The sequence below is a fragment of the Nocardioides sp. S-1144 genome (assembly GCF_005954645.2).
GTDB lineage: Bacteria > Actinomycetota > Actinomycetes > Propionibacteriales > Nocardioidaceae > Nocardioides > Nocardioides dongxiaopingii.
The window spans coordinates 2,752,352-2,766,697 of sequence record NZ_CP040695.2 but is presented as its reverse complement, the minus strand read 5'-3'; the positions used below and the strand labels follow the sequence as shown (position 1 = coordinate 2,766,697).

The window sequence follows — 14,346 nt, the reverse complement described above, 5'->3', positions numbered from 1 at the left end:
ACTGAGTTACTCCAGTAAGAACGACGCCCCGGATCGAGACGTCCGGCCGCGCCGCGACCACCGTCGTGGTTGAGTCGAGGCGTGACAGACCCCTTGGACGGCGCCCCGGTCGGACGTCGCGTCGTGCTGGGCCTGCTCGGCCTCGGCGCGGTCGGCGTCGTCACCGGCAGCAGGGTCCAGGAGGGGCTCAGCCGGGCGCTGGCCCCGATCCAGCTGCGGGACCCGACCGGGCTCACCTCGGCGATCCCGGTGGGTGACACCTGGCGCTACTACTCCGTCACGGGTCCGGTCGAGGCACGCGACGCCTCGACGTACGCCCTCGACGTGTCCGGGCTCGTCGACCGCCCGGCGACGTACTCGCTGGCCGACCTCCAGGGGCTGCCGCAGACGGCGTTCTCCGACACGTTCCACTGCGTCACCGGCTGGAAGGTCGAGGACGTGCCGTGGAGCGGGGTCCGGGTGGCCGACCTGCTGGAGAGCGCGGCGCCGACCGGCGAGGCCGTCGGGGTGCGGTTCCGCTCCTTCGACGGGACCTACACGACCAACATGACCCTGGAGCAGGCCCGCGCCGACGACGTCCTCGTGGTGCTGACTATGTACGGCGAGCCGGTCACCCACGACCACGGAGGACCGGTGCGGATCTACTCGGGCTCGATGTACGGCTACAAGAGCGCCAAGTGGCTCTCGGAGATCGAGGTCACCTCCAACAACGAGCCGGGCTACTGGGAGGACCGCGGGTACCCCCTCGACGGGTACCTCGGTGAGTGAGGCCCGCGACCTGCACCGGTTCGCCCGCGCCGAGCGCTGGGTGCACCGGTCCGTGGCGCTCCTCATGGGGGTCTGCATCGTGACCGCGGCGATCCTCTACAACGGCTCGCTCATGCTGGCCGTGGGACACCGCCACGTCGTCGAGACCGTCCACCTGTGGTGCGGCCTCGCGCTGCCGGTCCCGATGCTGCTGGGCGCCGCGTCGGCGGCCTACCGGGCCGACCTGCGACGGCTCAACCGGTTCACCCGCGACGACCGGCGGTGGCTGCGCAGCCGCACCCGGCGCGACGGCTACCTCCGGGTCGGCAAGTTCAACGCCGGCCAGAAGCTCAACACGTGGCTGGTGGCCGGCTCGACCGGCGTCCTGCTGGGCACCGGGGTCATCCTGGGGTGGACGGGCCTGGTCCGGCTGTCCTGGCGGGCGGGCGCGACGTTCGTGCACGACTGGTTCGCGCTCGGCCTCGGGCTGCTCGTGCTCGGCCACGTCCTGTACGCCTACCGGGACCCGGAGGCCCGCCGGGGCATGCGCACCGGCCGGGTCCGGCGCACGTGGGCCGAGGTCGAGCACGGTGCCTGGGTCGAGGAGGCCGACGAGGTCCGCTAGCTCAGCGCGACCAGTCGATCGTGTCGTAGTCGGCCAGCAGGCGCGCCCCGCGCGCGGGGTCGTGCTGGGCGACCCAGGCGATCCGGCCGCGCAGGTGCTCGGCGAAGGCCGGTCGCTCCTCGCGGTTCTGGGTGCTGGGGCCGTACCGCCGGCAGTTGTGCACGACGGCCCGCAGCGTGTCGACCTCGGCGCGCGAGACCCGGGGTTGCTGGTTGACCACGAGCCCGCCGAGGGTCTGGCGGCCGCCGCGCGGCATGACGGCGGTCTTGCGGGGGTTGAGGCGGAATCCCTCGTCGCGCACCACCGTCTCGACCGCGTCGAGCAGGCGCGAGGTGCCGGTGCCCCAGCCGCGGTCGCCGGACAGGGCGAGGTCGTCGGCGTAGCGGGTGTAGCGGCCGCCCCACGACCGCGCGAGGGCGGTGAGACGGACGTCGAGGCGGTACGCCGCGAGGTTGGCCAGGGCGGGGGAGGTGGGCGCGCCCTGCGGGAGGTGGGGTGCGGCGAGCCGCCGACCGAGGCGCCAGTGGGCGTCGAGCAGGCGGGGGGGCGCCGGCCTCGGGATCGCGCGCCACGCGGCGTGGGGCAGCACGGTGGTCGTCAGCCCCGCCAGGGCGTGGGCGACGGGCTCGGGGTAGCCGGCCGAGCGCCAGATCCCGTACACCCGGGCGACGGTGACGCTGGCGAAGAACGACTCCAGGTCGAGCCGGAGCACGACCGGTCGGCCGGCGTGCGGGGCGGCGTACGAGCCCACCGAGCCGCCGCGCCGGAAGCCCCGGGCGGCGTCGTGCGGCGCGATGCTGGACACGACGTCGTCGAGCAGCAGTCGCTGGAGGGCCTTGGTCCGCGGCTTGGGTGCCTCGAGCACCCGGATGGCGCCGCTCGGCGCGACCCGGTGGCTCACCCGGTAGTGCTGGAGCCGGGGCTCGCTGGTGCGCCGGGCCAGGCGCCGCGGGTCGGCAAACCAGTCGAGCTCGCCGGGGGTGAGGTCGAGGTGGCGCGCCAGGTCGTCGAGGCCGTCGAGGGCCGGGAGCCGCCAGGGGTTCGCGAGCATCCGGGTGCCGGACAGGGGCCGGGAGACCGGCCGGTCGGCCGCCGCCCTGCCCGCCGCGGGCAGCCCCGCGAGCACCGCGGCCAGCTCGCGCGGCCGGTCGTGCGGCGGGCGGGGGTAGAGCTCGAGGGCCTGGCGTGCGAGCGGGGTCAGCCACCGGCGGCGGCGGCCCAGGACCATGGAGCCGCTCTCGACGAGCCCCGCCGGCGTCCACTCCCCGGCGAGGAGACCCGCGGCCAGGGCGCGGGCGAGGTCCGGTCTCACCGGGCTCCTCGTCGTAGGAGGCGGGCGGGGGTGTGCGGCAGCGCTGCTCGACCTGTCCCGTCGTGCGCGCGCGGACCTGCAGCGGAGCGCAGCGAGGCGCGCGCGGTGCAGTGCCCGGACGTACCGGTGGCCCCCGGGGTAGCCCCGGGGAGGTGGACTGGCGACTCGCGCCAGGTCACCGTCTCGAGGAGGCGCTGCCGCACGGCTGGACCCTAGCAACGAACCGCTGCCGACCCGGACGGCCTCGTGGGAACAGTCGGGAACACCGGCCGTCCCCCCTCGGTTGGGCACCCTGTGTCGGCTCCCGAGATCACCCGCGCCAGTGTCGGACTCCGCAGCGAGCGCGGCCCCGTCCTGCTGGCGGTGATGCTCGGCACCGGGCTGGTGGCGATCGACGCGACGATCCTGGCGACGGCGGTGCCCGCGGTCGTCGACGACCTCGGTGGGTTCACCTCGTTCCCGTGGCTGTTCTCCATCTACCTGCTGGCGCAGGCGGTCTCGGTGCCGATCTACGGCAAGGTCGCGGACCTGTACGGGCGCAAGCCGGTGATGCTGCTCGGGATCGGGCTCTTCGTCCTCGGCTCGCTGCTGTGCGGCCTCGCCTGGAGCATGCCGGCGCTCATCGTCTTCCGCCTCGTGCAGGGCCTCGGCGCCGGCGCGGTGCAGCCGATGGGCATGACCATCGTCGGCGACATCTACTCCCTGGCCGAGCGGGCCAAGGTCCAGGGCTACCTCGCCAGCGTCTGGGCGATCGCCTCGGTGGTCGGGCCGACGCTCGGCGGGGTCTTCGCCGACTACCTCTCGTGGCGCTGGATCTTCCTCGTCAACCTCCCGCTGGGCATCGCGGCCGGCTGGATGCTGTGGCGCCGCTTCTCGGAGGAGGTCGAGCGCCGGCGGCACTCCATCGACTTCCTGGGCGCGGGCCTGCTGGCGGCCGGCGGGTCGTTGCTGCTGCTCGGCCTGCTCGAGGGCGGGGTGCGGTGGGACTGGGGCTCGCTGCCCGGTGTCGGGATCCTCCTCGCCGCCGCGGTGCTGCTGGCGGCCTTCGTGGTGGTCGAGTCGCGAGCCCCCGAGCCGGTGCTGCCGCTGTGGATCTTCCAGCGTCGGGTGCTGAACGCGGCGAACTCGGGAGCGTTCGTCGTCGGCGTCCTGATGCTCGGCCTCACCTCGTACGTGCCCCTCTACGCCCAGGGCGTGCTCGGCCACGGCGCCCTGGTCGCCGGGCTCGCGCTGGCGGCGATGACCATCGGCTGGCCGATCGCGGCCACGACGAGCGGCCGCTTCTACCTCACCATCGGGTTCCGCCGCACCGTGCTGATGGGGGCGGTGGTCGTGGTCGTGGGCGCCGCCCTGCTGCTGCCGGTGGACGCCGACAGCGCCCTGTGGCAGCTGGCGCTCCCGTGCTTCGTGATGGGCATCGGCTTCGGCTACGTCGCCAGCCCCGGCGTGGTCGTGGCCCAGTCGTCGGTCGACTGGCAGCACCGCGGGGTGGCGACCGGGACCAACATGTTCGCCCGCTCCATGGGCAGCGCGGTCGGGGTCGCGGTCTTCGGCGCCATCGTGAACGCCCGGGTCGCCGGGGCGGCGCCCGACGGCGCGACCCTCGACCTCGAGAACCTGTCGGCCGGCGTCCTGGCCCCGGCGATCCACGCCGTCTTCGTCTGCTCCGCGGTCGTCGCGCTGGCCCTGCTGCTGTCGGGGCTGCTGATGCCCCGCCGGGCCGGGACCCCGACCACCGACGCCTGAGCCGGGACCGGACGGCCGGCCCCGCGGTCGGTCAGGCGTTGCGGGCGGTCAGGCCGCCGTCGACCGGGATGACCGCGCCGGTGACGTAGGACGCCGCGGGCAGGCAGAGGCTGAGGGTCGTGTGCGCGACCTCCTCGGGCAGGCCGTAGCGACGCAGCGCGGTGCGGCGGTTCGCGTAGAGGGCCTTGTCCTCGGGTCGCGCGAACGCCGTCATCGGGGTCTCGATCGGTCCCGGGCAGATGCAGTTGACGGTGATGCCCTCCTTGCCGAGGTCGAGGGCCAGCGCGCGGGTCAGGCCGACGACGCCGGCCTTGCTCGCGGCGTAGGCGCTGTCGTTGACCGTCGCGCCGAGGGCCTCGGTCGAGGCGATGTTCACGACCCGTGCGGCGTCGGAGGACCGCAGGAAGGGCAGCGCGGCCCGGACGACCCGTTGCTGGGCGGTCAGGTTGATCCGCAGCATCCGCTCCCACAGCTGCTCGTAGTCGTCGCCGTCGAGCGGGGAGAAGCCGGCGATGCCGGCGTTGTTGACGACGACGTCGAGCCCCCCGAGGTGCGCGGCGACGGCCGGCACCACCTCGGCGACGCTGGCGGGGTCGCCGACGTCGAGGGTCCAGGCGGTGGCGTCGCCCCCGGACCCGCGGATCGCGGCGGCGACGTCGTCGGCCGCGGTGCGGTCGACGTCGGTGACGGCGACCCGGGCCCCCTCGGCGGCGAACACCTCGGCGGTGGCGCGACCCATGCCGTGCCCGGCGCCGGTGACGAGGACGACGGTGCCGCGGACGGAGCGGGCGTGGCGGGTCATGGGGGCCTCTCGTCGGGGTCGTGCGCGGGGCTCGGCTCGCCACCCAGCCTCGCACGCTCACCCGCCCGGGGCATGGCCACGGCCCGCGGAGTCCTCGTGGCTTGGGCACGACGGTGACCCGGCCCGTCCCGCCCGCCCCTGGCCGCACCGTGCGCCCGACAGCGAGAGTAGGTCGCCGGCGGCCGCACCCGTGCGTGGAGGTGGCGGGATCCGGAGGGCTTCGACGGAGCGGTCGAACCGTCGCGAAACGGGTACCGGGAGGGCACCGACGACGAGGGGGGTGGCCGATGCCCGTGTGGTTCGAGGCGGGGCTGTGGGGCCTGCTGGCCGGGGGTGCGCTGGTCGTGGGCGCGGCCGTCGCGTGGGTCGTCACGGTGCCGCCACGCGCGGTCGCCACGGTCATGGCCTTCGGGGCCGGCGTGCTCGTCTCCGCCCTCAGCTTCGACCTGGTCGACGAGGCCGAGACCGCCGGCGGGCTGGTCCCGACCCTCGGCGGGTTCGTGGGTGGGGCCGTCGCCTACCTCGGCGCGAACCTGCTGCTGGCGCGTCGCGGGGCCCGCCACCGCAAGCGCTCGGGCGGGCACCAGCCCAGCGAGGCCCAGCAGGCCGGCAGCGGCGCCGCGATCGCGATCGGTGCGCTGCTCGACGGCGTGCCGGAGTCGGTCGTGCTCGGGCTCACGCTGCTCGAGGGGCAGGGGGTCGGCCTGTCGGTGCTGGCGGCGATCTTCATCTCGAACCTGCCCGAGGGTCTCTCCAGCGCCGCCGGGATGAAGCAGGCCGGGCGGGGGGCCGGCTACGTGTTCGGCGTCTGGGTCTCGATCGCCGTGGCCAGCGGTGCGGCCGGGCTGCTCGGGTGCCTGCTCCTCGACGGGGCGAGCGACGCGACCGTCGCGGCCATCACCGCCGTGGCCGCCGGCGCCATCTTGACGATGATCGCCGACACGATGCTGCCCGAGGCCTTCGAGCGCGACCACCTCTACACCGGGCTGGTGGTCTCGCTCGGCTTCCTCGTCGCCTTCACCATCTCGCGCGCCTAGGCCGGCGTCCGTCGGCCGCCGCCCGGGTCGCGGCACCGGGGACGCCGCCCCGCGGCACTGGTTCGACGTCCGGGCGACACCGGCGGGTCACCTCGCGTTCCTCCGACGGCACCTGGGCGCTGCGACAGTCCGCGGGTCCCGAGAAGAAGGTGGATCCCTCCGCATGCCCCTGTCACGCCGCACGCTCGCCCGCCCCGTCGTCGCCGCCCTCGGCACCGCCCTCACCGCGGGGGTGCTCGCCGTCGTCGCGCCCTCCGCCGCGACGGCGGCGGTGCCCCCGCCGTCGCTGATGATCACCGAGGTCAACGTCAACTCCGGCAACGCGCCGGCCTCCGACGGCGCCTCCCTCGACGCGTGGGAGTTCGTCGAGCTGCACAACACCACGGCCACGGCCATCGACCTGGCCGCCGCCGACGTCGACGTCGTCTACCTGAGCGGGTCGACGCCGAGGACCCTGGCCTACGACCCCGGCACGGTCGTGCCGGCGCACGGGACCGTCGTCCTGTGGGCCAAGAACAGCCGGTACCGCGACGCCACCGCGGAGGGCGGCACCGACGCCCGGCTCACCGACGAGCAGTTCCGCGCCTTCTACGCCGGGCTCGGCGCCGGCACCGACTACGCCCTGGCCCACCTCACCGGCCAGGACGGGCTGAACAACACCGGCACCTCGATGTACCTCACCCGGGGTGGGGTCGAGGTCTCGCGGATCACCTGGTCGAGCAACGACGTCGGGCCCGACCAGACCGTGGCCTACGGCGTCCCGGCGACCGCGGACTCCACCCAGCTCGGCGTCTTCGCCCAGCGCCAGGTGCCGACCCCGGGCACCGTCGACCCCGCGCAGGTCGGCGCGGTCACCGACCCGCCGACCGACCCGCCGACCGACCCGCCCGCCGAGCCGGGCGTCGCCCCCAGCCTGCTGGTGACCGAGATCGCCCCCGACCTGACCGGCGACGACACCTTCGAGTACTTCGAGGTCGCGAACACCACGGCCGCGCCGGTCGACGTCGCCCAGGACCACCGGTTCTCCTACATCTTCAGCGACACCGGCACCAGCGCGAGCGACAAGGCGCTCACCATCTCCGAGGCCGTCGCGACGATCCCGGCCCGCGGCGTCGCCCTCGTGTGGCTGCAGTACGCCAGCGGCAACGTCGACAGCTTCGCGCGCACCGACGCCGAGTTCCGCGCGGCGGTCGGGGCGCCGGCCGACGCCGTCGTCCTGCACGCCACCGGCCAGCCCGGCATCGCCAACGGCGGCAACCGCGGCATCCGGGTCGACGCGGGCGGGACGCCGCTGACCTGGTCGTTCCTCCCGGCCCGGACCGCCACCCCGATGGCCTCGACCCACTTCGGCGTCCCGGCCACTGGTGGGGGCTCGGCCCGGGTCACCGCCGACCTCGCGCCGTTCACCGCCGGCGTGGTCGACCCCGCGCAGCTCGTGGCTCCGGCCACGGAGCCCCCCGAGGAGCCCGAGGAGCCCGGCGACACCGGTGTGCCCGACCAGGGACCGCCGCCGCCGACCGACCCGACCCTGAGCGCCCCGATCCTGCAGGTCACCGAGGTCGCCCCGGACACCACGAACGTCGGCACGGCCGACGGCTACGAGTTCGTCGAGGTCTACAACGCCTCCGACGAGCCGGTCGACTTCGCCGACCACACCATCAACTACCTCTACACCGACGCCAACGAGACGACGACCAGCAGCGCGCTCTGGCCGGCGGTCCCGGCCGACCCGGTCGTCCAGCCCGGCCGGACCCTGGTGCTCTGGGTCAAGAACGCCCAGAACGCCGCGCTCGGTGCCGCCGACTTCAACGCCCACTTCGGTGCGCACCTCACCGCGGGCGTCGACCTCGTGGAGATGGTCTCGGGCGGCATGGCCAACGCCGGCCTGCGCGGGATCCAGGTGCTCACCAACTCCGGTCACGACGTCAGCCGCGCCTACTACCTCGACGACGCCGACACGGTCGCCGACCAGCCCCTCCAGTACCGCTGGGAGAGCGGCACCCGGCAGACCAAGATCGGCACCGCGACCGCCACCCCCGGCTACGCCGCGCCCGCGCAGGTGCCGGCCGGCCTGGTGCCCACACCGGTCGACACGACCGGTCCCGTCGTCACCGACCTGACCGGCAGCACCGACGCCCCCGACACCGACGGCCTCGCCCTCGACCTCCGCGTCACCGACGACCGGCTGGTCCGCACCGTCGAGCTGACCACCGACACCGACGTCGACGACCCCTCGAGCCGGTTCCTGCGCTTCGGGGCGCCCGACCGCTACGCCTACGAGATCCCCGCGGTCGACCTGTACGGCAAGCGCTGGGTCGAGTACACGCTGCGCACCACCGACGGCGTCAACACCACGACGTTCGGCCCGGTCCGCGTCGTCCTCGACGGGGCCGCGACGGCGCCGGTCCGCCTCAACGTCGACGACGAGCAGTACGTCGGTGGCACCACCCGGCTCTCCGCGACCACCGACGCCGACCCCGCCGGACTCACCCTGGCCGTCGACGACCGGCCGGTGACCCCCCTGGTGCCGGCCCTCGAGGCCGCGCCGGTGTTCGCCTTCGAGGCCACCAACACCGACGCCTTCTTCCGCAACGGCGTCCGGATGGGCGACGACGTCCTCACCGTGTTCGACGAGGGCTTCTACGAGCGGGTCGAGACGGTCACCGCACCGGTGCCGATCACGCGGGTCGTGCGCGGCGAGGAGCTCACCGTCGCCATCCACGCGGGCACCAAGGCCTACCCGCAGCCGGACCCGAACGAGAACAACGACGACTTCTCCGCCCTCAACCTGCGGATGGCCCTGCCCGACGGCCGGGTGCTGCGCCCGGTGCGCTGCGGCGGCGCCGGCGAGGGCCAGCAGGAGACGGTGCGGGCCTGCCCCGCGGACCCGGCGACGCGGATCGGGTTCTCCGACGCCAACCAGGTCTACTTCACCGCCACCTTCGCCCTCCCCGCCGACGCCTTCGACTCCGTGGCCCACGCCTGGGACACCACCGCCGTCGTCGACGGCCCGCACGTCGTGACCGCCACGTCGGGTGCGGAGTCGGTGACCCGGACGGTGCGCGTCGACAACACGGCGCCCTCGATCTCCTCCTCGCTCACCGACGGTCGGCGCTACCGGGGCGAGGTGGTCATCGACGCGACCGCGACCGACGCGGGTGCCGGCCTCGGGGCCGACGCGCTCACCGCCACCCTCGACGGGGAGCCCGTCACGCTGCCGTTCACCACGAGCTCGCTGGACCTGGCGCCCGGCCCGCACCAGGTGGTGCTCACCGCCCAGGACCGGGTGGGCAACGAGGTCACCCGGACGATCGACTTCACCACCGCCGACGAGCGGCCCGAGACCACCCTGCAGGCGCCGGGCGACGGCGCGGTCGCGACCGCCGGTCGCGTCGAGCTGCGCGCCACCGCCGGCTCCCCGGAGGGCGACGAGCTGACCATGGCCTTCCGCGAGGGCAGCACCTTCGTCCCGACCGACGCGGAGGTCGGTGCCCACGCCGGCACCACCGAGGACGCCGCGGACCTCGACCGCGACGACCGGGTGGCGCTGAGCGCCGCCGAGCTGGCCGAGATCGCCGGGACCGACGGGATCTCGCACGAGGTGTCCTCGGAGACCGAGCTGCCCTACCAGCTGTTCACCGTCGCCGTCCCGGACGACGCGGGCGCCGACGCCTCGGTGCGGCTGCGCTGGGACGGCTCCGCCAACCCCGGCGCCAAGGTGCTGCTGTACGTCCGTGGGACCGGGTCGGGCGCCTGGCAGGAGGTGGCGCGCAAGGTCACCACCGACGCCGAGCCCTTCGTGCTCGAGGCGACGGTCCCGACCGCCGGCCACACCGCGGACGGCGAGGTCACCGTCCTGGTCCAGCACTCGGAGGGCTTCGCCGGGACGCCGGGCTCCAGCCGCGACAGCAGCGCCGCGCCGTACGCCGCGGGCGCGACGCCGCGCTCGGAGTACGACTTCACCATCGGCTGGCAGTCCGACACGCAGTACTACAACGAGACCCAGGACTTCTACAAGCACCAGCTGGCGATCAACCGCTTCCTCCTCGACCAGCGCGAGGAGCTCAACCTGCAGTACGTCATCCACACCGGCGACATCGTCAACGTCGCCCGTGAGCAGCGCCAGTGGGAGAACGCCGACGCCGCCTACCGCCCGCTCGACGCGGCCGGGCTGCCCTACGGCGTCCTCGCCGGCAACCACGACGTCAGCGGCGCCGAGGAGGACTACACCGAGTACTCCCGGTGGTTCGGGGAGGACCGGTACGCCGCCAACCCCTGGTACGGCGGGTCGCTGCAGGACAACCGCGGCCACTACGACCTCGTCAGCGCCCACGGCGTCGACTTCCTCATGCTCTACATGGGCTGGGGTCCCGGCGACGAGCAGATCGACTGGATGAACGAGGTCATCGCGCGCTACCCCGAGCGCAAGGTCTGGCTCAACCTGCACGAGTTCATGCTCACCACGGGTGGCCTCGGCCCGATCCCGCAGCGGATCCAGGACGAGGTGGTGGCGACGAACCCGAACGTCTTCGCGGTCTCCTCGGGGCACTACCACGACGCGTTCACCCGCACCGACGAGTTCGACGACGACGGCGACGGCACCGCCGACCGCACCGTGTACTCGATGCTCTTCGACTACCAGGGGCTGCCCGAGGGCGGCCTGGGCTACCTGCGCCTGATGCACTTCGACAACGAGGGTGGGCGGATCGTCGTGCGGACCTACTCGCCGTCGCTCGACGACTTCGACTCCGACGACCCGTCGCTGGCGCCGGAGCACCAGGAGTTCGAGATCCCGTACGCCGCCGCCGGCATCAGCCCGGTCACCAAGACCCTCGCCACCGACGCCTTCCGCGCCGACGTGCTGACCACCACCGACATCGAGGCGCTGCGCGACGTGCCGTCCGGCGCGACGCGCACCGTCACCTGGGACGTCGAGCCCGGCGAGCACGGCTGGTACGTCGAGACGACCGGACCGTTCGGAGGCACCGACGTCTCCGAGGTCCGCACCGTCACCGTCGAGGCACCCGGGGCACCGACGCCCGGCACCCCCCGCATCCGCGGCACCGCCCGCGTCGACCGGGTCGTCACCGCCGACCCGGGGCGCTGGCCCGCGGGCACGTCGTTGACCTACCGGTGGCTCGTCGCCGGACGGCCGCTCGCCGGCGCCACCGGCCGCACCCTGCGGCTCGGGCGGGAGCTGGCCGGTGCCCGTCTCGCCGTCGAGGTCACCGGCCGGGGGAACGGGTCGCCGTCCAGCACGGCCGTCTCGGCCGCCCGCACCGTCACGCCCGGCCGGCTGGTCTCGCGCCGACCCGTCCTGCGCGGCCGGCCGGTCGTCGGTCGCGTCCTGACGGTGCGGACCGGACGGTGGGGCCCGGCCCCGGTCGACCTGCGCGTGCGGTGGTACGTCGGGGGCCGGCTCGTCCGCGGCGCCACCGCGGAGCGGCTCACGGTGCGTCCCGCCTTCCGCGGCCGGCGGGTCACCGTGCGGGTGACCGGCACCAAGGACGGCTACGCAAGCCGCACGGCGACGAGCCGGCCGACCGCCGAGGTCGTCCGCCGTCGCTGACCACCGGGCCGCGGCCGGTGGCGGGTGCGCCCGCCACCGGTCGCGGCTCGGTCGTGCCGCCGGCAGGTCGCCTCAGGACCGCGCGCTGCGTGCGTAGGCGGCGGGGGTGACGCCGAGGTAGCGCCGGAACTGGCGGGTCAGGTGCGGCTGGTCGTGGAAGCCGACGGCGACGGCGACGCTGGCGGGCGGCGTCCCGGCGAGGAGCAGCCTGCGCGCGCGGTCGATGCGCCGCCCGGTCAGGTAGCGGTGCGGGGCGATGCCGTAGGCCGCCGAGAAGGAGCGCACCAGGTGGGTCGGGCTGACCCCGACCAGCCGGGCCGCCTCCACCAGCGTCAGACCGGTCCCGGTCCGTGCGTCGAGCAGCTCGCGCAGTCGGGACGCGGTGCCGTGGTCGACGTGTCGTGAGGGCTGCGGCGCGCCCAGGAGCGCGTCGAGGCGGGCGGCCACCGAGGCCAGGCGGTCCTCGGCCTCGAACGCCTCCGCCGGGTCGACGAGGGCCTCGTGCAGGCGGCTGACCTCGGCGCGGAGCGTGCCGTCGACCCACCCGGGGTGGTCCACGGCGGCGCCGACCCGTCGCGGGTCGAGGACGTCGGGGTCGAGGTAGACGACCCGCTTGTGGAAGCCGGCCGCCGTCGTGGCGCGGCCGTCGTGGGGCACTCCCGGGGGCAGCAGCGTGACGCGGTCGCCGAGGGCGCCGTGCTCGCGCCGGTCCAGGTCGAAGCGCACGGCTCCGGTGTCGACCAGCAGGAGGGTCCAGGTGTCGTGGGTGTGGGGCGGGTACGCGTGGCTCGTGAAGCGCGCCCGCAGCACCTCGGCGACCCCCGCGACGTCGGAGGACCAGGCGCGGACGGACTCCTCGGCACCCACGTCAGGAACGTACAAGACCGCAGCGTCCGGCTGCGGCGAAGCTGGTGGCATGACCACCCGCTTCGACACCAAGATCGCCATCCTGCTGCGTGACGACCTCGAGGTCTGGCAGCGCCTCAACGTGACCGCGTTCCTCGCCAGCGGCGTCGCCGCCTCCGCCCCCGGGCTCGTCGGCGAGCCCTACGCCGACGCCGACGGGACGGCGTACCTCGCGATGTTCGGCCAGCCCGTGCTGGTCATGGAGGGCGACCGCGACGTGCTGCGCGCCGCGCACGAGCGGTGCCGGCGCCGCACGCTCCCGGTCACGGTGTTCACGCGCGAGCTGTTCGCGACCGGCCACGACGAGGCCAACCGCGCCGCCGTCGCCGCCGTCGCCGCTGCCGACCTCGACGTGGTGGGGCTCGGCGTCCACGCCCCGCGCAACGCCGTCGACAAGGTGCTCAAGGGGGCGCACCTGCACCCCTGAGGGAGCCCCGCGCCGGTGGGGCGAGGGACGTCGCCCGGCCGGCACCGCGGTGGGCGCGACGCCCGACTGCTATGAAGGGCGGGTGAGTCTCTCCCGGCTGGATCTCGGATCGGTTCAGACCCCCGTCGAGGTCGCCGACCGGTTGGCCGACGCCCTCGGTCTCGGACCGGGCGACCTGCTCGTGAAGCGCGACGACCTGCTGGGGCCCGGCGGGGGCGGCAACAAGGTGCGCAAGCTGGAGTGGACGTGTGCCGAGGCGCTCGCCGCAGGCGCGGACACGCTCGTCACCACCGGCGCCGCGCAGAGCAACCACGCGCGCCTGACCGCCGCCGTCGGTGCCCGGCTCGGCCTGCGCGTCGTCCTGGTCCTGGCCGGACGCCGTCGGGACGACGCGGAGGGGAACCTCCTGCTCGACGTCCTGCTCGGCGCGCAGGTGGTGTGGGCCGGGGACGTCGACGGCCCCGGGCTCGAGGCGGCCGCGGACCGGGTGGTCACCGGGCTGCGGAGCGAGGGCGCGACGCCCTTCCTCGTCCCGTTCGGGGGGTCGAGCCCGAGCAGCGTCCGTGGCTACGCGGCCGCGGGTGACGAGCTGGCCGAGCAGGTCCCCGACGTGCGCCACGTCGTGGTCGCGCTCGGCTCCGGGGGCACCATGGCCGGGCTGGTCTCGAGCCTCGGTGTCGGGCGCGTCCTGGGCGTCCACTGTGGTGCGGTGCCGGACCCGCACGCCGCGGTGCGCCGGCTCCTGTCCGACACCCCGGTCGCCCACGACGGGCTCCGCATCCGCACCGACCAGGTCGGCACGTCCTACGGCGACCTGGCCGAGCCGGCCTGGCAGGCCGTGCTCCTGGCCGGGCGCACCGAGGGACTGGTCCTCGAACCCACCTACACCGGCCGCGCGCTGGCCGGGCTCGCGGCGGCGGTCCGCGAGGGCGACGTCCGGCGGGGCGAGCGGACCGTGCTGGTCCACACGGGCGGCCTTCCCGGACTGTTCGGGCACCAGGAGGCCCGGCGCCGCCTCCGGCTCGGCGCGAGCGGCGACGGGGGCACCCCGCTGCCGCAGCGGTGACCGCGCCGGCTCGCCCTGTCGCCGTCCCTGGTGCGGGTCGGGCCCGCGTCCCCGGCCCGGCGTTCCGGCCGGGGACGCGGCGCCGCCAGGCACCCTGTCGGGATGGACG

Annotated in this window: 10 protein-coding genes; 7 read left to right on the top strand and 3 right to left on the bottom strand. The window is 74.9% G+C overall.

Translation table 11 applies throughout. The annotated features are described in order from the left end of the window. The first annotated feature begins 81 nt into the window (after positions 1-81). Both FE634_RS12870 and FE634_RS12865 read left to right on the top strand, forming a co-directional pair. Positions 82-768, top strand: a complete 687-nt coding sequence (locus tag FE634_RS12870; protein WP_212721473.1) for a molybdopterin-dependent oxidoreductase — start codon at positions 82-84, stop codon at positions 766-768. Continuing rightward, complete coding sequence (locus FE634_RS12865) at positions 761-1,372, top strand: cytochrome b/b6 domain-containing protein (RefSeq protein ID WP_137292659.1); 612 nt, start codon at positions 761-763, stop codon at positions 1,370-1,372. The genes FE634_RS12870 and FE634_RS12865 overlap by 8 nt, the downstream gene beginning before the upstream one ends. Position 1,373: 1 nt before the next feature. On the opposite strand, the gene FE634_RS12860 is transcribed toward FE634_RS12865, so the two are convergent. Further along, positions 1,374-2,684: a reverse transcriptase family protein gene (locus tag FE634_RS12860; RefSeq protein WP_148240660.1), complete on the bottom strand. Its 1,311-nt coding sequence runs from the start codon at positions 2,682-2,684 to the stop codon at positions 1,374-1,376. A gap of 294 nt (positions 2,685-2,978) precedes the next feature. Here FE634_RS12860 and FE634_RS12855 point away from each other — a divergent pair, with 294 nt between their 5' ends. Then, on the top strand, positions 2,979-4,430 hold the full coding sequence (locus FE634_RS12855; RefSeq protein ID WP_262347412.1) for an MDR family MFS transporter: 1,452 nt from the start codon (positions 2,979-2,981) through the stop codon (positions 4,428-4,430). Positions 4,431-4,461: 31 nt separating this feature from the next. Here FE634_RS12855 and FE634_RS12850 read toward each other — a convergent pair whose 3' ends face one another. Continuing rightward, positions 4,462-5,232 (bottom strand): SDR family NAD(P)-dependent oxidoreductase, encoded by a 771-nt coding sequence (locus FE634_RS12850; RefSeq protein ID WP_137292657.1) that lies wholly within the window; start codon positions 5,230-5,232, stop codon positions 4,462-4,464. Positions 5,233-5,519: 287 nt separating this feature from the next. On the opposite strand from FE634_RS12850, the gene FE634_RS12845 reads away from it, so the two are divergent. Together FE634_RS12845 and FE634_RS12840 are read left to right on the top strand one after the other, a co-directional pair. Then, the gene (locus FE634_RS12845; RefSeq protein ID WP_138876111.1) at positions 5,520-6,269 is read left to right on the top strand and encodes a ZIP family metal transporter; all 750 of its coding nucleotides are present in this window, start codon (positions 5,520-5,522) and stop codon (positions 6,267-6,269) included. Positions 6,270-6,432: 163 nt separating this feature from the next. Beyond that, a complete protein-coding gene (locus FE634_RS12840) occupies positions 6,433-11,838 on the top strand; it encodes a metallophosphoesterase (protein WP_148240659.1) in 5,406 nt (1,801 codons plus the stop codon). 72 nt (positions 11,839-11,910) lie between these two features. On the opposite strand, the gene FE634_RS12835 is transcribed toward FE634_RS12840, so the two are convergent. Then, positions 11,911-12,705, bottom strand: coding sequence for a helix-turn-helix transcriptional regulator (locus FE634_RS12835; protein ID WP_246060557.1), 795 nt, complete (start codon positions 12,703-12,705; stop codon positions 11,911-11,913). 49 nt (positions 12,706-12,754) lie between these two features. Here FE634_RS12835 and FE634_RS12830 point away from each other — a divergent pair, with 49 nt between their 5' ends. Then, complete coding sequence (locus FE634_RS12830; RefSeq protein WP_137292653.1) at positions 12,755-13,171, top strand: DUF2000 domain-containing protein; 417 nt, start codon at positions 12,755-12,757, stop codon at positions 13,169-13,171. 82 nt (positions 13,172-13,253) lie between these two features. Next, positions 13,254-14,237 (top strand): pyridoxal-phosphate dependent enzyme, encoded by a 984-nt coding sequence (locus tag FE634_RS12825; protein WP_137292652.1) that lies wholly within the window; start codon positions 13,254-13,256, stop codon positions 14,235-14,237. Positions 14,238-14,346: the final 109 nt, after the last annotated feature.